At 36.1% G+C, this 20,902-nt stretch carries 16 protein-coding genes and 1 pseudogene; 10 read left to right on the forward strand and 7 right to left on the reverse strand.

The features are described 5' to 3' along the window. Positions 1–36: 36 nt before the first annotated feature. Both LS64_RS13995 and LS64_RS08355 read left to right on the forward strand, forming a co-directional pair. Positions 37–732 (forward strand): annotated as a pseudogene (locus LS64_RS13995) (FAD-dependent oxidoreductase); the annotation flags it as partial. 6 nt (positions 733–738) lie between these two features. Continuing rightward, positions 739–2,382, forward strand: coding sequence for an FAD-dependent oxidoreductase (locus LS64_RS08355; protein WP_419880014.1), 1,644 nt, complete (start codon positions 739–741; stop codon positions 2,380–2,382). Between the two features lie 16 nt (positions 2,383–2,398). On the opposite strand, the gene LS64_RS08360 is transcribed toward LS64_RS08355, so the two are convergent. Together LS64_RS08360 and LS64_RS08365 are read right to left on the reverse strand one after the other, a co-directional pair. Further along, on the reverse strand, positions 2,399–3,370 hold the full coding sequence (locus LS64_RS08360) for an energy transducer TonB (RefSeq protein ID WP_034573221.1): 972 nt from the start codon (positions 3,368–3,370) through the stop codon (positions 2,399–2,401). 18 nt (positions 3,371–3,388) lie between these two features. Next, on the reverse strand, positions 3,389–4,285 hold the full coding sequence (locus LS64_RS08365; RefSeq protein WP_034573219.1) for a polyprenyl synthetase family protein: 897 nt from the start codon (positions 4,283–4,285) through the stop codon (positions 3,389–3,391). Between the two features lie 69 nt (positions 4,286–4,354). Here LS64_RS08365 and LS64_RS08370 point away from each other — a divergent pair, with 69 nt between their 5' ends. From LS64_RS08370 to LS64_RS08390, 5 genes are all read left to right on the forward strand, one after another. Further along, complete coding sequence (locus tag LS64_RS08370) at positions 4,355–6,358, forward strand: hypothetical protein (RefSeq protein WP_052062634.1); 2,004 nt, start codon at positions 4,355–4,357, stop codon at positions 6,356–6,358. Further along, entirely contained in the window at positions 6,359–7,216 is an 858-nt protein-coding gene (gene rsmI / locus LS64_RS08375) for a 16S rRNA (cytidine(1402)-2'-O)-methyltransferase (protein ID WP_034573218.1), read from the forward strand. Positions 7,217–7,311: 95 nt separating this feature from the next. Further along, the gene (locus LS64_RS08380; RefSeq protein ID WP_034573216.1) at positions 7,312–7,890 is read left to right on the forward strand and encodes a YkgJ family cysteine cluster protein; all 579 of its coding nucleotides are present in this window, start codon (positions 7,312–7,314) and stop codon (positions 7,888–7,890) included. A 155-nt stretch (positions 7,891–8,045) separates the two neighbouring features. Next, positions 8,046–9,050 carry an HdrB C-terminal domain-containing protein gene (locus LS64_RS08385; protein WP_034573214.1) on the forward strand — a complete coding sequence of 335 codons (1,005 nt, stop codon included), beginning with the start codon at positions 8,046–8,048 and terminating at the stop codon, positions 9,048–9,050. A gap of 64 nt (positions 9,051–9,114) precedes the next feature. Next, complete coding sequence (locus LS64_RS08390; protein WP_034573212.1) at positions 9,115–9,432, forward strand: hypothetical protein; 318 nt, start codon at positions 9,115–9,117, stop codon at positions 9,430–9,432. Between the two features lie 20 nt (positions 9,433–9,452). On the opposite strand, the gene infB is transcribed toward LS64_RS08390, so the two are convergent. The 5 genes from infB to LS64_RS08415 form a co-directional block, all read right to left on the reverse strand. Beyond that, positions 9,453–12,350, reverse strand: coding sequence for a translation initiation factor IF-2 (gene infB, locus LS64_RS08395; RefSeq protein WP_034573210.1), 2,898 nt, complete (start codon positions 12,348–12,350; stop codon positions 9,453–9,455). Further along, positions 12,335–12,595: a DUF448 domain-containing protein gene (locus tag LS64_RS08400; protein ID WP_202391493.1), complete on the reverse strand. Its 261-nt coding sequence runs from the start codon at positions 12,593–12,595 to the stop codon at positions 12,335–12,337. Before LS64_RS08400 ends, infB begins: the two co-directional genes overlap by 16 nt. Then, a complete protein-coding gene (gene thrB / locus LS64_RS08405; protein ID WP_118949085.1) occupies positions 12,582–13,541 on the reverse strand; it encodes a homoserine kinase in 960 nt (319 codons plus the stop codon). The genes LS64_RS08400 and thrB overlap by 14 nt, the downstream gene beginning before the upstream one ends. A 62-nt stretch (positions 13,542–13,603) precedes the next feature. Continuing rightward, a complete protein-coding gene (locus LS64_RS08410; RefSeq protein ID WP_034573206.1) occupies positions 13,604–14,065 on the reverse strand; it encodes a hypothetical protein in 462 nt (153 codons plus the stop codon). Between the two features lie 213 nt (positions 14,066–14,278). Continuing rightward, positions 14,279–15,721 carry a catalase gene (locus tag LS64_RS08415; RefSeq protein ID WP_034573203.1) on the reverse strand — a complete coding sequence of 481 codons (1,443 nt, stop codon included), beginning with the start codon at positions 15,719–15,721 and terminating at the stop codon, positions 14,279–14,281. A 335-nt stretch (positions 15,722–16,056) separates the two neighbouring features. On the opposite strand from LS64_RS08415, the gene LS64_RS08420 reads away from it, so the two are divergent. From LS64_RS08420 to LS64_RS08430, 3 genes are all read left to right on the forward strand, one after another. Further along, positions 16,057–16,884 carry a substrate-binding domain-containing protein gene (locus LS64_RS08420; RefSeq protein ID WP_237416216.1) on the forward strand — a complete coding sequence of 276 codons (828 nt, stop codon included), beginning with the start codon at positions 16,057–16,059 and terminating at the stop codon, positions 16,882–16,884. 275 nt (positions 16,885–17,159) lie between these two features. Beyond that, positions 17,160–19,307 carry a TonB-dependent receptor plug domain-containing protein gene (locus tag LS64_RS08425; protein WP_052062633.1) on the forward strand — a complete coding sequence of 716 codons (2,148 nt, stop codon included), beginning with the start codon at positions 17,160–17,162 and terminating at the stop codon, positions 19,305–19,307. After that, positions 19,301–20,209, forward strand: a complete 909-nt coding sequence (locus LS64_RS08430; protein ID WP_052062632.1) for a hypothetical protein — start codon at positions 19,301–19,303, stop codon at positions 20,207–20,209. Before LS64_RS08425 ends, LS64_RS08430 begins: the two co-directional genes overlap by 7 nt. The last annotated feature ends 693 nt before the right edge of the window (positions 20,210–20,902 follow it).

The following is a 20,902-nucleotide window of genomic DNA, read 5'->3' on the forward strand; positions in this document are numbered from 1 at the left end:
TAATTCTACAAAAATTCTACATATTTAGGGTAAAAAATGAATAATTATGATGTAATTGTAATCGGCGGCGGACATGCTGGACTTGAAGCAAGTTTCATAACGGCTAAAATGGGTTTGCACACTTTGCTTATAACGCATTTGATTGACAATATTGCTTTAGCTTCTTGTAACCCCGCTGTTGGCGGACTTGGCAAAGGGCATTTGGTAAAAGAAGTCGATAGCTTGGGCGGACTTATGGGCGCGATAACTGACATTAGTGGGCTGCAGTATAGAATCTTAAATGCGTCAAAGGGACCTGCGGTGCGTGGGACTAGGGCACAGATTGATATGGATTTGTATCGGCGGTATGCAAGGGATTTTGCACTTCATACACATGGGCTGGAAGTTATGCAAGGGAATGTTGTTGAGATTTTATGCGAAGATTCTAAAGATTCTATAAAACAAGCGGTGGGCGTAAAACTAAGTATCGGCAAAGAAATTTATGCTAAAAAAGTGATTTTAACATCTGGCACATTTTTAAATGGAAAGGTGCATATCGGCACACATACAAGCAATAATGGTCGCATAGGCGAGATTTCTAGTAATGAGTTAAGTGAAAACTTGAAAAGATTAGGAATACCACTAAGTCGATTAAAAACCGGCACTTGTCCGCGTATTTTAGGCACAAGTATAGAATCTAAACATTTGCAAAAGCATTATGGCGATGCGATAAATGCAAGTTTGGAACATGAAGAAGAAATGAATGAAATATGGGAAGAAGATTCTAATAATTCACAGAATCTAGAATCTAGAGAAAACATAGAATCTAAAAACGTGGATTCTAAAGTAGATTCTAATAATTCACAGAATCTAGATTCTAACAACCTACCGCCCGCCCACCACCCTACTATTGAAAAAGATTCTATAGAATCTAACCACAATGAAAACAACCAAAAAGACCTGCTTTTACGAAATGCCATAGAAAAAAGCGACTTTAAAGACTGGCAGGCTTTCCAAAACTTTATCCACAAAAATTACAATGAGACAAAAGAGCTAGATTCCATAAGTGAGCGCGAGTATAACGCGATTATTAATGAAAGCTTTTTAAAGCAGGATGCGCCCTATTTTAGCCTTTTAACGCACCATTATCTAAATTATGGTAAGAAAAATCTTATTTCACGCTATCTTGATAAACGCCTAGAGCATGGCTATTTTCGTCCGCACGAGCTGCCTTGTTTTGTGACATATACTAATGAAACAACGCATAAAATTATAGAATCTAATTTCCACCTTGCCCCCCTTTTCACAGGGCAGATACAAGGCACAGGACCGCGTTACTGCCCTAGCATTGAAGATAAAATCAATCGCTTTCGTGATAAAGAGCGTCATCAACTTTTTTTAGAGCCACAGACTTACGCGGCTAGTGAATATTATGTCAATGGGCTTAGCACGAGCCTGCCTTTTGAAGTGCAAGAGAGCGTGATTCATAGTATCGAAGGCTTACAAAACGCCAAGATTACGCGATATGGCTATGCTATCGAGTATGATTATAGTCAGCCTACAAATCTTTATCATACGTTAGAATCTAAGATTATTTCAAGCCTTTATTTTGCAGGGCAGATTAATGGCACGACAGGCTATGAAGAAGCGGCAGCGCAAGGCATTACAGCAGGTATAAATGCGGCTTTGAGTATCCTTTATTCACAGGGTAAAACGAGCCGAAAAAATTTGATTTTTGATAGAAGCGAGAGCTATATCGGCGTGATGATTGATGATTTGGTTACAAAAGGGACAAATGAGCCTTATCGCGTATTCACAAGCCGTGCGGAATATCGCCTTTTATTACGCGAAGATAATGCGTGCTTTCGCCTTTTAAAATATGCTAAAGAGCTGCGGCTGCTAGATGATTCTATAATCGCACAGCTTGAAATTGATAAGAAAGATATAGAATCTAATTTGTATATTTTGGATGAAGATTATACACCTAGCATGGAGCATTTGAGTTTGTTAGAATCTATAGGCGAGAGCGGCTTTAGCAATAAGTGTAAGTTTAGCCAAATTATAGGGCGAGATTCTATGAATGCTAAGAAATTGCGTCGACTTGATTCTAGATTCAGTAATTTAAGCACACGCGCACTAAAGCAGCTGCAAATTTATGCGAAATATAAAGATTATATTGTGAAACAAGAAGCCCAGATTAAACGCAGTGAGAAAAACCTTAGCCTAAAGATTCCAAGCGATTTTGATTACAAAAACATTTCAGGCTTAAGCCTTGAAGTGATTGAAAAACTAAGCAAGGAACGCCCCACCACACTTAAAGAAGCAAGCCTAATAAGTGGCATAACACCCGCTAGCCTAGAAGTCCTTGAACTCCACCTGTGCATAAAACACCATAAATCATAGAATAAATATTTGACTTCTAATGCCTTAGCGTATTTTCTAGCTCCAAATTCGTGTCAATAGAATCTCCAAAGCCATCCCCTGGCGGGGGCGGAAAGGCGCGTTTTTCCATCTTGCGAATGAATTGCATTACCGAGTTATTATACTCACCATAAGGGCTTTGCGTAATCATATGCACATAGCTAAGCCGCCCATTAGAATCAATGCGTATGCGCACTTTCGCGCTCGTGCTGGCTTGATAAAATTTCGCCGTTTTTCGCCACTCACTCATCAAAATCTGCTCGATTTTAGCATACCATTCATCGTATTTCGCCTTGTCCTGCGAGTTTCCCACAAACTTTGGCTTTTCCAAATTCACCTTACTAGCCACCGCCTGCCGCACATTTTCTTGCAGGTTTTGCGCACTTGCTTGCAGGGCTTGCGTGCTTTGCTTAATTGCCGCGGCATTTTGTGCTAACTGCAGGGCTTGCTGCTTTTTGGCGTCCTCTTGCTGCTTTTTACGCAGGTTGATTTCTTCTTGACGCGCGGCTTCTTCTTGCGCCTTTTTTTCTTGCAAAGTCTGGCTTGGCACATTTGAAAACATATCGGCTAGGTCAATCTCTTTTTTTTCTTGCGTCTCATTTGTCGCGCTTTTTATCTCTTTTTGCGATGTTTTTGGCTCTTCTTTTGGAATCTCTTTTGTTGGTTCTTTTGGAATTGTGGCTAAAATGGGGTCAATTTGTTTTGTTTCATTGCCATTTTCTGGGGTTTCTGTGGTGGTGGATTCTATATTATTTTGCGTGATGTTTGGGGCGATAGAATCTAGCTCAATGCCATCCATTTCGGCTACAAAATCACTAGATTCTAACTCGCCATATCGCAACTTTTCCTTATAAAAATGAAACCCACCAAGAAGTAGCAAAAGCACCAAAAAATAAATAACAAACGCGCCCACACCGCTATACAACCGCAGTTTAGTGCTACCATTTTCTAAGATTACGTCTTGTTTCATAATTTACTCTTTAAATCTCTACACATCCCGCTCAAGCATTGCGGTGACCATTGATTGCAGCTCGTTATTGCCTAGCTCTTTTGCGATTTGCGCGGCTTTATCGCCGTATTCTTTTGCCTTAGCGCGCGCGCGAGATAAAGGCGAAGCGGATAGCTTTTCTTTCAATTTCGTAAAATTATCAAAATCAAGCTCTTGCCCAAAAAGCGAAACAAGCCACTCCTTATCAATCGCGTCCATCTCATCGTATAAATAAATGTAAGGCAGGGTGCTTTTGCCACTTTTAAAATCGCTAAGCGCGGGCTTTCCTAGCTTCTCTCTATCCTGCGTAATATCCAAAATATCATCAATTATTTGAAAGGCAATGCCTAGATTTTCACCATATTCATAATATTTTTTTGGCTCTTTAGCATTCGCCAAAATCGCCGCACACTCGCTACTAGCGGCAATCAGGCTCGCACTTTTTAGCTTAATCATATTTAGATATTTATCCGCATTAGCGTTGAAACTCGCTTCCAACTTCACATCTTCTAACTCGCCGATACTAAGGCAGGACACGCTTTGCGCGATACTTTGGATGACAAGCGGCGTAAAGTTTGATAGCTCAAAAAACGCACTCGAATACAAAATATCGCCCAACATAATCGCACTTTTATTGCCAAAAATAGCGTTAATACTAGGCTTCCCACGCCGCAAATCGCTCCCATCAATAACATCATCATGCAGCAAACTAGCACTTTGAATTAGCTCCACAATCGCACACAAATTATACGCCGCCTCACTATCACAAATCGCCAAAATGAGCTGTGAACGCAGCATTTTGCCCTGCTCTAAGTTGTTAAAAAGCTCCATAGCACTATCACTTTGCACCTTTGATAAAATCTGCCGCGTTAAATCCTTGACTTTTTCAAGCTGCATTTTATATCCTTTTTATTTTTTAAAGATTCTAATATATTTTGTATAATTATTCGTTTAAAAAGGTTAGAAATGATACGAAGCATTTTGATAAATAATGGGAATGGTTTTAATCGCGTGAATGTGCGAGTTAGTGAAGGCTTTAATGTCGTAAGTGGCGTAAGTGGCGCTGGAAAGTCTGTGTTTTTTAATCTTATTTTAAGCGCGTTTGGGCTAAAAGATGCCCTTGCTGAATTAGTCGAGCTAAATATTGAACTGCCTTTGGAATCTAATAATATAGAATCTAATGGCAAAAAAGATTCTAAAAAAGTTATAGAATCTAAAACTTTAAAAGAAAAAAGTTATAGCGAAAGGGCAGAATCTAGTTCTAAAAATACTAAAGATTCTAAAGAAAAGTTAGGAAATATAGAATCTAATACAACTCATATTGAGCGAAGCGAAACATCTAAAAATAAGTCAAGCATTAGCAAAATATCTAAAGATTCTATAGAATCTAAAAATATGGATATTTGGCTTAATATGGGCGAAGATTCTAAAAATCTAGCAAATATTTTTGAAAATTATGGAATCTTGCTTGATGAAAATATCGCAAATTTTAGCGTTTTGAAAAAAAATTCGACCCGATATTTTATCAATAATCAAAATATTTCTAAGAAAAAATTAAGCGAACTTAGTAGCAATTTTGTGAAATATATTAGCATTAAGGATGCTAGTGAGTTAGAGAGTGAGAATATTTTACACATTTTAGATTCTGCGATAATGTTACAAAATGCTACATTTAGTGTATCTCTAAGTGAGTATAAAAGTAACTTTTTGGAATATAAAGCTGTGAAAGCTGAACTAGATTCTATCATTGAAAAGCAAAAAAATCTTGCTAATTTAAAAGAATTTGCCGAATTTGAAATTGATAAAATAAAAAAAATAAACCCCCAAATAGGCGAATATGATAAGCTTTTAATGGATAAAAAAAATCTAAGCAAAAAAGAAAAAGTGCTGCAATCTTGCCAAAAAGCACTTGATTTTCTGGATAATTTTGAGAGTGTAAATAAGGCTTTGGAGCTGCTAAATATCGATAATAGCGTCTTTAGTAGCGTTATGCTTGATGTGCGCGCTAGCCTTGAAAATGCGTTAAGTGAGTTTGAAAATCTTGATATTGAGCCTGAAATGTTGCTTGATAGAATCTCGGCGTTAGCGGATATTATAAGACGTTATGGGAGTGAGAGTGAAGCCTTAGAGACCTTAAAAAAGCAAGAGAAATTTTTAAGTGAATGTGAAAATATTGAATTTGATATGACAAATTTAGAGAAAAAATGTAACGATTTGAAACATAACTTAAATAAACTATGTGAAAAAATTACACAATTTAGGCTAGATTCTATCCCGTTTTTAGCTAAAGAGCTTTGCCATTTTTCTCATAAATTGAGACTTGGCGATATAACACTAAATCTTACAAAGGCTGAAATGAGCGAAAGTGGCGGCGATAAAATTGAAATCTTGCTAGATTCTAAGAGTAAAAATGTGCTGAGCGCTGGTGAGTATAATCGCGTGCGTTTGGCTGTTTTATGCTCTATGGTAAGTGTGGAAAATATGGAATTTAGCTCGCTGGGAAATAACAATAAGATTATAGAATCTAAAACTAAAAAGGCTAAAAGTTCTAAAAATGCTAAGATGAAAGATTCTAAAGTTATTGAATCTACAAATATAAAAGATTCCAAAGCAGATTGCCACGAATTTGCGAATGCAAATTCTCGCAATGACAAAAAAATAGGAATCTTAATCCTAGATGAAATCGATGCAAATTTAAGCGGCGAAGAAAGCGAAGGTGTGGCGGAATTATTAGCATTTTTAAGCCAAAAATATCAAATTTTTGCAATTTCTCACCAGCCCTTTATGCCCATTTTCGCGGATAGCCATTTCTTAATTACAAAAGATTCTAAGAATAATGCGGAGATAAAATTGCTCGATAATGAGAATAAAATCAAGGAAATTGCGCGAATGATTAGCGGTTCGCACCTAGATTCTAACGCTATAAATTATGTTACAAAATTACTCGAAAAACATAAACAAAGGATTTAAATGGTTACTTTTTTACCCACTCCCATCGGGAATTTGAATGATATTTCACTGCGAACTTTGAGTGCGCTAAATACTTGCGAAATTGTGATTTGCGAAGATACGCGCGTGACTAGTAAGTTATTAAATCTACTAGCTAAAATGCCCATCATTACGCAAAACTATCCACAAATAGATTCTAAAAATAAGCGGTTTTTAAGCTTTCATTCTCATAATCAGCACGATTTTTTGGCGAAATTAGACAAAAATGAGTTTGGCTATGACTTTTTTGATAAAGAAATTGTCTTTTGTAGTGACGCTGGACTGCCTAATATTAGCGACCCGGGTGCGGTTTTCTTGCACTTTCTAAGGCAAAAAAATATCAAATATGAAATTTTGCTAGGAGGAAGTGCGTTTAGCCACGCATTTGTTTGTAGCGGGTTAGAAGGGAGTTTTTGCTTTCTTGGATTTCTCCCGCACAAGCACCACGATAGGATAGAATCTCTTCGCCACGCAAGCAAATTTCATGCGGATTTGCACATTATTTATTATGAAAGTCCGCACCGACTGCGCGAGAGTTTGAGCGATATTTCAAGCGTGTTTTTGGAAAGTAAAATCTATCTTTACAAGGAGCTAACAAAGCTTTATGAGTGCGAGTATATCGGCACTGCTAGCCAGATTTTGGAAGCCTTGCCGCTTGAAATTTTGGGCGAGTATTGTATAATTATTGAAAAAGATTCTAAAGAAGTTAGCAAATTTATAACTTTAGGCGTTGATGAAATTATGAATCTTAGTATAAATGTCAAGGAAAAATGCAAACTTTTGGCAAAAATCACGGATAAAAGTTCGAGTGAATGGTATGATATTTTGGGGAAAAATTAGGAATTTTGTAATTTTTTGGAGTAAAAATTATGCTTAGATTCTATATCGTTATTGCGAAAATCCGCGAAATTTTAAGTAAACTTTAAGGTTAAAAAATGATAAGTAAAGAAGGTTTTGACTTTGAATTTGACGAAAATATGTGCGAAAAATGCGGCGGAAAGTGCTGCTATGGCGAAAGCGGCTACATATTTGTAAGCGTTGATGAGATGAAAAAAGTCGCTGAGTTTTTGAAAATGCCTTTTGAAGATTTAACGTTACGATTCGTAAAGAAAGTGGGCTATCGCTTTTCATTCATTGAGCAAAAATGTAACATTTTGCCAACGCAAAACCTGAAAGATAGAATCTTAAAAAGGATGGAAACTAAGAATATATCTTCGCAAGATTCTATAGAATCTAAGAAAGAAGATTCTAAAAAATTGCTTGATTTTAAGAATCAAGATTCTAAGATTATGGAATCTAAAGCCAAAATGCCCACCCACCGACCTAATATTGCGGATGGGAGCGATATGCGATGCGTGTTTTTTAACGAAAAGAGCCTGAAATGTGACATTTATCCTGTGCGACCAAAGCAGTGCCGCACTTTTCCATTTTGGGAAATGTATAAAAAGGACAAAAGCGAACTAATTGAGCGCTGCATTGGCATTTGCAATATCAAAGATTCTAAGAAAATCTAGAATCTAAACCATAAACAATCTTTTAATAAGGCAATATTAAAAATACATAATTAAGAATTTTAATTTATATTTTATCCACATTCCTATCTTTTAAGTATATAATTTCAATTTAGATTCTAAGATTCTAATACGCAAAATGCAAAAAGGGAGAGAAAATGTTTGTGATTTATGATTGTGGAATGGATGGCTTTTGTAATGCGGATAAAAAAAATACAAGTCTTAGTAGTAGCCCATTTGGCGTGGCTAGTAAGGCGGTTTTAAACTCGCTTAATATTCCTTTTAGGCTGCTAGATTCTAAAGATTTTGATAGTTTAAGTAACGATTTGAAACACACTAAAACTTTCCTAAATAACGGCGGATATTACGGCAGAATCGCTAATCTTAGCAAGTTTTTATTTGCAAATATTTTTAATATCGCCCTTGCGGCAAAAAATGGGGATATTTTGCTAGCCTTAGAAGAAGATTCTTATAGCAATTTGGCGTATGCCTTAAATCTTTTAGAATCTAATGCAAAATTTAAAGAGTTCTTAAATAACGAACTTTTGAGCCAAAATATTAGGATAAATATAGAATCTTTAAAAAATCATATCGCATATTTGCCACAGGTTTTAAGCGACTTTGCCCTGCAAAATCCTGATAAATTTAAAGCTAAGATTAAGTTTCATTTTGGAGATTCTAAAGATAATGAGATTATTCCTAGTATTTCAAAGCGTTTTGATAGCACGAGTGGTTTTAGCAGTGCGATTTATTATGGTGGGCGGCATTTTGACTGCACGCGAAATAGCGAGTATGACGGGCTTAAAGGGCTTTTTGATAGTGTGGAATTAAATGCGTTTGAGACTAGTTTCAGTGCGTTGTCTTTTAGCCATTTTTTTGCCTTTGATACGCAAAAAGCGTTTGAGAAAAGCGGTGAAATTTTGTATAGTGGGATTGATTTGGGCGTGGATTTTTTGTGTGTGTTTAGTGCGAGTAGTTTTGCTGCGTTTGACGCGCATTTTAGGGAGCTATCAAGGGCTTGTGGGCGAGATGAGATTGCCATTCCTTCGCTAAATTTGGCACAAATCTTGCTACTATCTTTTGGCGAGATAGAATCTTGTGGCTTTGAGCTGCATCAAATTAGCCCGCTGTCGCTATTTGTGAATGATTTTAAGGTTTCATAATTGTGTGATTTTGCAAAACAGATTCTATAAATAGATTCTAAAAAAGGCATTTAAAGGTCAAAAAATGGAAAAATTTGGCGTTGTTTTGAAAATATTTTTTGCGTGTTTTGTGGGTGCGGCGTGGTATCATTTAAATGGTCCAGAGCAAGCGCCCATTGCTGTGCTACTTTTTGTTTTTATTTTGCTTGCAAGTTTCTTAAAGCCGGTCAAATATCAAGACCCAACAGAGCGGGATGAGTATCGGCATAAAATGGCTGAAGCACGTGAACGTCGGCGTTTGCTAGCTGAAAAACAAGCCGAAGAAAAGAAAATGCTAAAAAAACAAGCCGAAGACGCCGAAGAGGAACGCAAAAAGGAATTAAGAAAAAAGTTGAAAATATAGAATCTATTAGCTTAAAGTCGCTACAACACGCGTTGTTTTTCAATTTCTTTGTAGATTTCTAGCTCATCGCCTGGGGCGATGTCATTATAGTTTTCTAGCATTATGCCGCACTCAAAGCCTTTTGCCACTTCTTTTACATCATCTTTGAATCTTTTTAGACTAGCGATTTTCCCACTCCAAGTAACTACGCCATTACGCAATACTCGCACATTTAGATTTCGCTCCACCTTGCCATCGATTACCATACATCCTGCGATTGTCCCTAACTTTGCTACGTTGAAAATCTCTCGCACAGAAGCAATTCCTACCACTTCTTCTTCTAAAATAGGCGACATTAGACCACTTAAAAGTGCTTTCATATCATCGATTAAGTCATAGATTACGCTGTAGCTTTTAATTGTGATACCTAAATCTTTTGCTAGATTTTTGATTTCACTTGTAGGACGCACATTAAAGCCTAGCACAATGCAGTTGCTTGACGCATTTGCTAAGTCAATATCACTTTGTGTTATGCCGCCGATTCCATAGCTTATCACATTGATTTCTACTTCTTGATTGTTTAAAGATTCTAAGCTAGATTTAATCGCCTCAAGGCTGCCTTGCGTATCAGCACGCAAAATAACAGGGAGCGTTTTAATCTGCCCTTTGGCGACCATACTTGATAATTCATCAAATGTAACTTTCGTGCTTTTGCTAAGCTGCTTTTGGCGTAAATATGCCGCGCGTTTGTTAGCGATTTCACGCGCTATCGTATCATTTTCTACCACTTGTAGTAACGCCCCGGCTAAGGGAACTTCGCTTAAGCCTGTGATTTGCGCTACCCAGCTAGGGGTTAGTTTATCAATATTTTTGCCTGTATCGTCTTTCAAAGTCCTAACTTTTCCATACGCCGTGTCTGCAACGATGCTCTGCCCTATTTGGAGTGTGCCTTGCCGCACGATAATTGTAGCAACTGAGCCTTTGCCTACTTGCTGGCTACCCTCTAACACTACCGCTTTTGGCGTTGCCTTTTGACTTGCTTTTAAATCTAGAATCTCTGCTTGTATTAATATCGTCTCTAGCAAAACATCCACGCCCTCGCCTGTTTTCGCGGATATGGGGATAAACTCATAGCTTCCCCCCCACTCCATAGGTGTAAAGCCTAGCTCGGCGCACTCGGCTTTCAACTTATCCGGGTTTGCGCCCTCTTTATCCATTTTATTCATAGCGATTATAATCTGCACGTTTGCGGACTTTGCGTGATTTAGCGCTTCTATACTTTGCTGTTTTACGCCATCATCAGCGGCAATTACGATAATGGCAATATCTGTTACTTGCGCACCACGGCTTCGCATTTGTGCGAATGCTTCATGTCCTGGTGTGTCAATGAAACTTATCCATTTCCCATTTTTTTGCACCATATATGCGCCGATATGCTGCGTTATCCCACCTGCTTCGCCACTTGCTACACGCGAATTGCGAATATAATCTAGCAAACTTGTCTTACCATGGTCTACATGCCCCATAATTGTAACAACCGGCGGTCGCTCTACTAAATCAGATTCTATAACTTCCTCTTCTTGCTCACTTAGCTCCGCATTTGCCTGAATGCTAACATCGATATTATACTCACTAGCCAAAATCTCAATCGTGTCTTTATCTAAAAAGTCATTTTTTAGCATTTTTACGCCAAGCATAAAAAGCTTCCCTAGCACATTTCCTAGCTCTAAATTCGCCCTTTCGGCAAATTCATACACGCGAATTTCTTCAGGCAAAACTAAAGAAGTTACCACTTCGCTATTTTCCTTATTATTTCTAAACTTATTTTTTTTACCCTTGCCCTTGCTAGGACGGGCAATCGAGCCTTCTTTCATCCATGGGCTATAGCGATTTACCTTTATTTTATCATTTAGCTCTGCCTTTTTAGCGCGCTCATCATCATAGCTCTCGGTAGGGATTTCAAAGGCATCAATTAGCATAATCTCATCTTGCTCATCATCATACTCGCTAATGCGAATTTCACGTTCCATCTCAATAATATGCGCGTGGCTTTGCTTTTTTTCTTTAGGTTTATCTTTTTTTTTAGCTTTTTTCTCTCTTAATTCAGTATTTTTAAGATTGTCTAGAATCTTTTTGCTATCTTGCTTTTTATCGCTGCTTGATTCTATCTTTGGCGGTTCTTTTTCATTTTTGCTAATCACTCTAAAGCCGCTAAATTTTGTTTTTTGACTTTTGGCTAGATTTGGGTCAAAGCCCTTTGGTTCAAAGCCCTTTGGTTCATCTAAGCTATCAATAGATTCTATAGAATCTACTTTTGACGCAATTTCTTTTGGGATAGAATCTTCTTTTGGTTTAGTAACTTTTGGTGTGGTTTCTTTTGACGCAGTTTCTTTTGGCGTAGAATCTTTTTTTAGATTTTCTTTAGATTCTTTAGATTCTATAGAATCTTTTTTCTTAGATTCTATCTTTACAGGCTTTTTATCTTCCGCCCCGCGTGAGATTATTTTAAATTCTCTTTTAGTTTTTTCAACACTTTCTTTAGATTCTATAGAATCTGTTTTTGGCGTTTCTTTTATAGAATCTTCTTTTTTAGATTCTATATTTTCATCTTTTTTCTTTGTAGTTTTTTTAGTTTCTTTTGGTGTTTCTTTTACGCTTTCTTTTGGTGTTTCTTTTGCAGAATCTTTAGATTCTTTAGAATCTTTAGCACTTTCTTTTGGCGCGCTTTTTTTAGTGGCTTTTTTCTCTTTTGCTTCTAGCTTTTTGCGAATAGATTCTGGCATTACGCCACTTAGGACATATTCACTTAGAATCTCGGCTTCCTCATCGCTTACCTTGCTATTTACAGCGGTGACTTTGAATCCTAGCTCTTTTGCTTTTTTTAGGACATCAGTATTTTGTTTTGCGGTGTATTGCGCTACTTCTATAATTGTTGGCATATTTCTCTTATCTCCTTAAGTTGTTCGCTTACATCATTGCTTTTTGCTATTTTTTTTAGACTTTTTAGACTATTATCGCTATTTAGACATTCTTTACATAAATAAAAGCTCCTACCAAATCCATTATATAATCGTATTTTTTTTTCAATTTTTAACCTTATTAAGCTTTTTTGCAATTCTTTTTTGCGACAAGCAATGCAGGTTCTAATTGCATTTTGACTATAATAGATTCTAATCTTTTTCAATTTTTACTCCATCATTGTCAAAATCTAGCGTCAAGATTCTAAAACGTGGAAAACTCTCCGCCATTTTTTTAGCAAGCCTTTTAGAATCTTCACTATAACAAAGGCTAAAAATGCTACTACCACTCCCAGATAACGTGCTCATTAAAGCCCCATTATTTAAAGCAAGTTTTTGCACAGAAAATAGCACAGGATAAGTCTCCATACGTGCATTTTCATGCATTTTATCTAGTGAGCTCTCACGCAATAATTCCCACTTTTGCAAGATAAAAGCAAGGCTTAACATACAAGAGTGCGAAATATTAAAAACGCAATCTTTTGTGCTATAAGTCTTTGGCAAAATTGTGCGAGATTTTTTAGTATTCATAGGCTTATTTGGTATTACCATTACGCTTTTTACAACTTTAGGAATGCTTTTTCTAATATAAGTTACCACATCACTTTTAATTAATTTTGGATTTTTTATAGAATCTTTTTTTATAGAATCTTGTTTAGAATCTTTAGATTCTATAAATTTTTGACTTATCATACTCGCATTAAAGCCGCCAAATGTCGCAGGGGTAATATTATCAGGATGCTTTTCATATTTTAGTGCAAGATTCAATACTTCATCTTTATTTGGAATTAATTTTGCCATTTTATACGCGGCAAATATCGCGCCCACAATCACAGCAGATGAACTTCCCATGCCACGTGACACAGGAATATTATTTTGAAAAGTGAAGCTAAATTGCGAATCGCCACCAAGTGCTTTATAAGTTTGCATAAAAATTTTCACAAAGGTATTATCCTGCGTAAAATGCGGATTATTCATCCCTTCACCATTGACATTTATATGCTCCTTGCTAGATTCTACAATGCTAAAATAATTGCGATATGATAAGGAAAGCCCCAAGCTATCAAAGCCCGGACCAAGATTAGCACTTGTAGCTGGCACAGAAAAATTCAAGTAAGTCTCCATTAATTAAGTGAAAAAACTCGTATTATAGCGTAAAATCTAGCGTTTTCCTACTATAAATAAAAGAATAACGCAAACACAAATAACGCGATATTAAAAGCGGAATAAAACGCCACTCTCACAATAAAGCCCAAAATGATAACTAAGATTTTATACCAGCCGTGTTTTCCGTAGTTTTTCCCCCTTTTTTGCGGTGTATTTAGAATCTTGCTAAGTAACGCACACACTAGCATAGTTGCATTTGTCAAAAAGCTTAAAATGACTTGTGCGTTAAGATTTATGGCAAGTAAATTACTATTAACATCATCATTTAAAATATATATAAAAGTTATAATACTTGCAATAAACCATGCAAAAAACTTAGGAAAACTATAAACTTTATAATTAAAAAATAACGCATTAAATATAATTACTGCAATAAAGATTCCAAACGCTGCAAGAAATCCTAAGAAATCTACCTGCAGCAAATTTGTAATCTCATCAATATCAATAAGCCCTAAATTCTCTAAATTCATTCTTTCTTCTTAATTTCAAAGTATTTTGACAACACTAGATTCTATCTTAAAAATGTAAGTTTGCATATATTTGAATGTATTTTAAGAAGTAGATTCTATAAAAGTATCATTGTGAGTTATAAAACCACTTGTCTAACGAAATAAACATACAATTTAGATTCTGTAAACAAGTCTTAGAATCTAAATGTTACAACCCACAAAATTATTGTGTTACTACACCCCAAGGAGTTGTGCGATTCGGTTGCCATAGTTAGAATCTGCCTTTTTAAAATGCTCTATTTGTCGCTTTATAATCTCAAGTGGCACGCCCTGCATTGCTTCCTTAATATTTTGACACAAAATCTCTTTTTGAGAATCATTCATCAAACGATACAAATCCCCCGCCTGACTATAATAATCTGTATCAGCTCTGTGGTCATATCGCGTCATTTCCGCACCATCTTTCACATATAGCGGCGGCTCGCTAGCGTCCTTAGATTCTATATAACCATCAAAATTGCTAGGATTATAGTTGCGTGCCGCACCAAACTCGCCACGCTGCATAAAGCCATCTCTTTGCGTATTTGCCACAGGCGATAAAGGAGCATTCACAGGCAGCTGCGTATGATTTACGCCAAGCCTGTATCGCTGCGTATCTCCATAAGCAAAAAGCCGACCCTGCAGGACTTTATCAGGGCTATAGCCTACACCTGGCACGATATTTGCGGGGTTAAAGGCGGCTTGCTCGACTTCGGCAAAATAATTTTTAGGATTCTCATTTAGCTCTAAAATCCCAACATCAATAAGCGGAAAGTCCTTGTGACGCCATATTTTTGTTAAATCAAATGGATTGAAATTTACTTCATTTGCCTGTTTCTCGCTCATTATTTGAATGCAAAATCGCCACTTTGGAAAATTGCCCTTTTGTATATTTTCAAACAAATCTCTTTGGTGCGACTCCCTATCGTTCGCTATTATCTCGGCGGCTTCTTTATTGCTTAGATTGTGGATTCCTTGCATTGATTTAAAGTGGAATTTCACCCAAAATCGCTCATTTTTTGCGTTAATAAAACTATAAGTATGACTGCCAAAGCCGTGCATTTCGCGATAGCTTCGCGGTATGCCCCTATCACTCATTAAAATTGTGATTTGGTGCAAAGACTCAGGATTTAAGCTCCAAAAATCCCACGCAGCAATGTTATTTCGCAAATTTGTGTGTGGGTCGCGTTTTTGCGTATGGATAAAATCTGGGAACTTTATCGCATCGCGAATAAAAAAAACAGGCGTGTTATTACCGACAATATCCCAGTTTCCCTGCTGCGTGTAAAGCTTTAAGGCAAAACCACGCACATCGCGTTCCGCATCCGCAGCGCCACGCTCTCCCGCAACGGTGGAAAATCGCAAAAACGCCCTAGTTTTCTTACCAACGTGGGCGAAAATATCCGCCTTGCTATACTTTGTAATATCATGCGTGATTGTGAGATGCCCAAACGCCGCGCTACCCTTCGCATGCACGACACGTTCAGGGATACGCTCTCTATCAAAGTGGGCTAGTTTCTCAAGTAGCCAAGTATCCTGCAAAAGCGTAGGACCGCGAGAACCAGCGGTAAGCGAATTTTGATTATCAGCTATGGGCGTGCCTGTGGCGGTGGTTAGGGTTTTATCTTTCTTACTCATTTTCTTTCCTTTAAAGTAGATTCTCAAAAAGTTATATTTTTGAAGTTTAGATTCTAGAAAATTTTAATTTCTCAAAAACTCTAGATTCTAAAAAAGTTTAGATTCTAAAATTCTTTAGATTCTCAAAAACTTATCCTTTTTGATAGATATATTTTAAATAAAATTAGTTAATGGAAAATATTTATTATTTAGAAAAGTATAAAAATTATATATAAAGCTCCAAAATATTACAAAATATCACATAAAACCTTAAATTTACACAAACTTTACACAAAAAAGATTCTATTTTACACATCGTTTTTACAATTATAGCATTTAAACTTCAAGGAGAAATCATGTTGAAAAAGTATGTTTTAGGAATGATAGCGGGCTTAAGCCTTTGTGCAAATGTTGTGATGGCGGACAAAATCCACCCTATTTCGCGTGAGATGGGCTCTGGGACTAGGGGCGCATTTACGGAGATTTTCCATATACAAAAGGAGATTCAGGGTAAGAAAGTAGATGGCACGACTGACAAGGCTGAAGTTACGAACTCCACTGGCGTTATGATTACGACCGTCTCAAATGATAAGGATGCGATAGGCTACATCTCGCTAGGCTCACTAAAAGATAATGTGAAAGCCGTTAGCATCGATGGTGTCGCTCCAAGCGTGGCTAATGTGAATAACAAAACTTACAAAGTTTCGCGTCCTTTCAATGTCGTGGTGAAAGAAGAAAACGCGCTAATCAAGGACTTTTTGGACTATGCGGTAAATGCTAAAGATGTCATTGAAAAAGCGGGCTATATCCCAAATAAGCCTGAAAAATACGCTAGTAAAAAGCCTAGCGGAAAGTTGCGTGTGGTTGGCTCAAGCTCTGTTACGCCTTTGATGCAAAAGCTAGCGGAGAGCTATAAATCTGTGAATCCAAATGCGACTATTGAGATTTCGCAGTCAGATTCTACAACGGGTGTAAATAGTATCGTTGAGGGCATTGCAGACATCGGTATGGTAAGCCGTGATTTAAAACCAGCCGAGCTTGAAAAAGGTATCAAAAATCGCGTTTTGGCAATTGATGGCTTAGCAGTAATCGTAAATAAATCAAACCCTGTGAAAAACATAAGCAAAGAGCAAGTGCAAAAGATTTTCAAAGGGGAAATCACTGATTGGAAAGAAGTGAAGTAAAAATTTTTATAGAATCTTAAGTTAAAGATTCTATGGCTGCATTTATAGAATCTAATTTAGATTCTTATCCTTAAAAAAATATATGATAAATGGGTGGCTAGGTAATTCTTAGAATCTAATTTTTAAAATCTTTGTCTTTTTACTCCCACTTGCTACCCTTTTATACAATAAACTTTTTAGATTCTATAAGATTTTATATAAATAATGGTTTTTTAAGCTTGATTTAATTAAAAAATAGTAATAATTCTTTAATACTATTTTTGAAAGGCTTAAATATGACTTTTTTACGTAACATTTTTTTGTGTGTTTTTATTAATATGATGTGTATTAATAATGTCTTTGCTACAACGGGATGGGTAAATAGGCTTTTACTTGTCCTTTTTATTTTTTTATTTGGGCTTTTTGGGGTTTTAGATTCTAAAGAGAATTTTGGGGTTTTAGATTCTAAATCTAGTTTGGAAGATTCTAAAGATTCTAAGAATATAGAATCTAAGTTTGCTTTTAGTGATTCTAAAGAAATTATAGAATCTAAACTCGCTTTTTTGGATAAAAAAGATTCTATAGAATCTAGCCTAACGCCCACTCACCGCCCTACAAGTAAGGAAGATTCTATAGAATCTAATTCTATAAACGTCGTTCGCCGCCATTTTAATGATGAGATTCTAATCTTAGCGGAGAATGAAACTACAGAATCTAACAGCCTATCGCCCACCCACCACCCTACAAATGAAAAAGATTCTAACACACAAACGCCCACGACAAGCAAAACAGATTCTAAAGAAAATATAGAATCTTACAAATTAAATGCCGTGACTACAACGGCGAATAATCCGCTAAAGACTTATCAAAGTAGTAGCGGCGTGGTAGGTAAAGAGCTTTTAGAATCTAATCCTAGCGGAAATGGCGATATTACAAGCATTCTTAAAATTTTGCCAAATGTGCAATTTGATGCGGCACAAAATAAAAGCACCACTCCGGGCGAAATAGACCCCGCTAATATAAGCATTAGCGGTGCGCAGTTTTATCAAAACAACTTTCAACTTGATGGCTTTAATATGAATAATGACTTAGACCCTGCTGGTGGCACTACAAATAATCAAAATAACTTGCGAGGTGGCAAAAGTCAAGGGCTAAATGTAGATACTTCACTATTAGATTCTATAAATGTGCAAGATTCTAACATTTCTGCAGCCTATGGTGGCTTTACCGGCGGTGTGGTAGAGGCTAATATTAGAAAACCACGTAGAGATAAAGGGATGCTAGGCTCTTGGCATAGTAACATAAGCTATCAATTTACAAGTGATAAACTTACAGAATATATTTTACACCCAGATTCTATAGAAGCTATGGCGACAAGTAGTGATGAAAACTATCAGCCAAATTTTACAAAGCATTTAGTGCGTGCAAATGTAGAAGGTTATGTGACTAATAATCTAGGCATTGTAGCAAGTTTTACCACGACACAAAGCTTTATTCCGCTTTTACCCTATTTGGCTACATATTCGCAAGGTGGAGATGATATAACGCAAAAAAGAGAACAAAAGCGTCAAAGTTATAATTACTATATAAAAGCAAATTATAACCCACTAGAATCTCTTACGATTGAAGCAAATTTAGGTTATATGCCACAATACAATACTTATTTTAATAACACAGCTAGAAATAGCTATTATGAAATGCAAAGTGGTGGATGGCAAGCTGGACTTAAAGCTATGTGGGATTCTAGCCTTGGGTTATGGACTAATACTTTAGGATATAATTTTTTAGAAAATTCAAGGAGAAGTGATGCAAATTACTTTTATCAATGGAGACGAAGTGCAGAGAAAAACTGGGGTGGCACTTCAAATGCAACTACAGGAGCTGGAATCTTATTTGAGGGTGGCTTTGGGAATCTAGACCAAATTCAGCATACGCTAAATTATAAAAGCGACTTTCAACTTAATAGCATAGATATATGGAACACATCTAATAAAATACGTGTAGGCTTAGAGCTAGGATATACAAAGGCAACTAGAAATAGACTAAATGACTTAACAGCAGTGCAAGGTAATCCTACTAATATGACAGGAAATCAAACCTGTGGTGTGGATAACTTAGGCTTAGATTTATGCTCTATGTCGCCTGTTATAGGTCAAGCAAATAGTGTAGGACAATATGCAAATAGAATCTATATATGGAAAGCAGGTCAAAGTGGCTTTAATGTGTTTAATTATGGAATCTATTTAGAAGATGATACAAGGTTTGATTTTGGTAATTTTGGTATGTTGAATGCTCGTCTTGGTATTAGACTAGATGGTGATAATTATATGGATAAGGTTACATTTGCTCCTAGATTCTCACTTAATTATGTCGCCCCATGGAGTGATAATTATAAAACTACAATAATTTTTGGTGCGAATAGATATTATGACGCAATTTGTTAAGCTATCAATTATACGCATTATCAGCCACAAATAGAGATGAATATAGACGCACTATTACTAATGATGTCGTTGGTAATTGGACTTTATATGGACAAGATGTAGCGGGCAATTATAATTTTACTAAACTAAATGTGCCTTATGATGATGAATTAATGGCTGGAATTACACAGAATCTTTTTATGTTTAGTATGTCTTTAAAATATATTCATAGAGCAGGTAAAGATGGCATTATGCGTGAAAATAGAGGCACAACACAAAGTGCAGATTATTGGTGGACTAATAATGGTGAATCAAATAGTGATATTGTAAGTTTAAGCATTACAAATGATAGAGTTATTGAAACTTATGGAGTGAAACATTACTACCTTTTAGCACTTGATTATACAAATGTAAAGCGAAATTATAATGGTTATACTGATAGCACTTTAGATAATGAGTGGATTAGCTATAATGGGGTGCTTATGCGTTATGCTGATAGACCAGCGGATAACTTTATACGACCATTTAGCTTACGTTTTAATACCACTCACACATTTAATATTTGGAGAACAAGATGGATATGGAATAACTTTTTTAGATTCCGTAGTGGATATGATGCGATGACTACTACTAATACACAAAATCAAGATTCATTTGAAATAGATGGTGTATTAACCAAAGTAACAACCTATCGACCTTTTAGAATCCAAAATGCGTTTAATTGGGATATGCGAATAGGCTTTGAAATAGATGTGTGGAATAAAAATACATTATATGTGAATCTAGATATTTACAATGTGCTAAATAATCAAAATATGGCAGTGTATAATTTTAGCGGAAGTGTAGGCACGACAACATTTGCCGCCGTGCCAATTTATGAAATAGGATGGCAATTCTGGCTACAAGTGGGGTATAAATTCTAGAATCTAGATTCTATCCATTTTGTTAATATGATAGTGGTGGCATCCACTTTAATATGTGGTGGGTGGGCGTTTAGGCATTTGCGAAGCAAAACATAGAATCTAGCTAGATTCTATAAATATTTTTCCAACCGGTGGCAGGGTAAGAATAGATTAAAATAAAAATATTTAAAAATTGAGTTTAGATTCTATAATTTCGCTTCGCTAATTTCCTAATTGTCCACTCATTCACTCACCACATTTTTTTTGAAAACATAGAATCTAGGTTTTATAAAATTCTATCATAGCGAAGCTAAAGCTTAAGCATTTGTTTTGTAGCAACTAACTTATACTTGCAAATCCACAATAAAAAGTAGATTGCCACGACTTTGCTTAGCAAAATATAGAATCTAAATTTTATATCACTTTTATAAAATCTTTTAATGGAATCTATTATTATGATAAATTTTTTAAATCTAGATTCTAAGTTTCTTTAAAACTATTTTTTCAACCATTTCTTTATTTTCTTAAAAATATTTAATTTTTTCTTTTCGATAGGTTTATTAATTTCATTAGATTCTAAAGGTATTACTTTTCCACCAAAAATACTAGCCTTTTTTATGATACTGACGAGCAGAACTCCCAAGCGGCGAAACTGACTTTGAGATTCTAAAGATTGAGTATAAAGATATTGAGTTTTAGAATCTAGATTCTATA

Origin of the sequence: Helicobacter saguini (assembly GCF_000762875.2) — a bacterium.
Lineage (GTDB): Bacteria > Campylobacterota > Campylobacteria > Campylobacterales > Helicobacteraceae > Helicobacter_A > Helicobacter_A saguini.

Bases quoted from the DNA above. Each gene is read 5' to 3' on its own strand.
- LS64_RS08380 (WP_034573216.1), top strand. From the start codon at position 7,312: ATGATAAGTAAAGAAGGTTTTGACTTTGAATTTGACGAAAATATGTGC.
- LS64_RS08360 (WP_034573221.1), bottom strand. From the start codon at position 3,370: ATGAAACAAGACGTAATCTTAGAAAATGGTAGCACTAAACTGCGGTTG.
- LS64_RS08425 (WP_052062633.1), top strand. From the start codon at position 17,160: ATGACTTTTTTACGTAACATTTTTTTGTGTGTTTTTATTAATATGATG.
- rsmI (WP_034573218.1), top strand. From the start codon at position 6,359: ATGGTTACTTTTTTACCCACTCCCATCGGGAATTTGAATGATATTTCA.
- LS64_RS08370 (WP_052062634.1), top strand. From the start codon at position 4,355: ATGATACGAAGCATTTTGATAAATAATGGGAATGGTTTTAATCGCGTG.
- LS64_RS08365 (WP_034573219.1), bottom strand. From the start codon at position 4,285: ATGCAGCTTGAAAAAGTCAAGGATTTAACGCGGCAGATTTTATCAAAG.
- LS64_RS08355 (WP_419880014.1), top strand. From the start codon at position 739: ATGAATGAAATATGGGAAGAAGATTCTAATAATTCACAGAATCTAGAA.
- LS64_RS08415 (WP_034573203.1), bottom strand. From the start codon at position 15,721: ATGAGTAAGAAAGATAAAACCCTAACCACCGCCACAGGCACGCCCATA.
- LS64_RS08410 (WP_034573206.1), bottom strand. From the start codon at position 14,065: ATGAATTTAGAGAATTTAGGGCTTATTGATATTGATGAGATTACAAAT.
- LS64_RS08385 (WP_034573214.1), top strand. From the start codon at position 8,046: ATGTTTGTGATTTATGATTGTGGAATGGATGGCTTTTGTAATGCGGAT.
- infB (WP_034573210.1), bottom strand. From the start codon at position 12,350: ATGCCAACAATTATAGAAGTAGCGCAATACACCGCAAAACAAAATACT.
- LS64_RS08390 (WP_034573212.1), top strand. From the start codon at position 9,115: ATGGAAAAATTTGGCGTTGTTTTGAAAATATTTTTTGCGTGTTTTGTG.
- LS64_RS08420 (WP_237416216.1), top strand. From the start codon at position 16,057: ATGTTGAAAAAGTATGTTTTAGGAATGATAGCGGGCTTAAGCCTTTGT.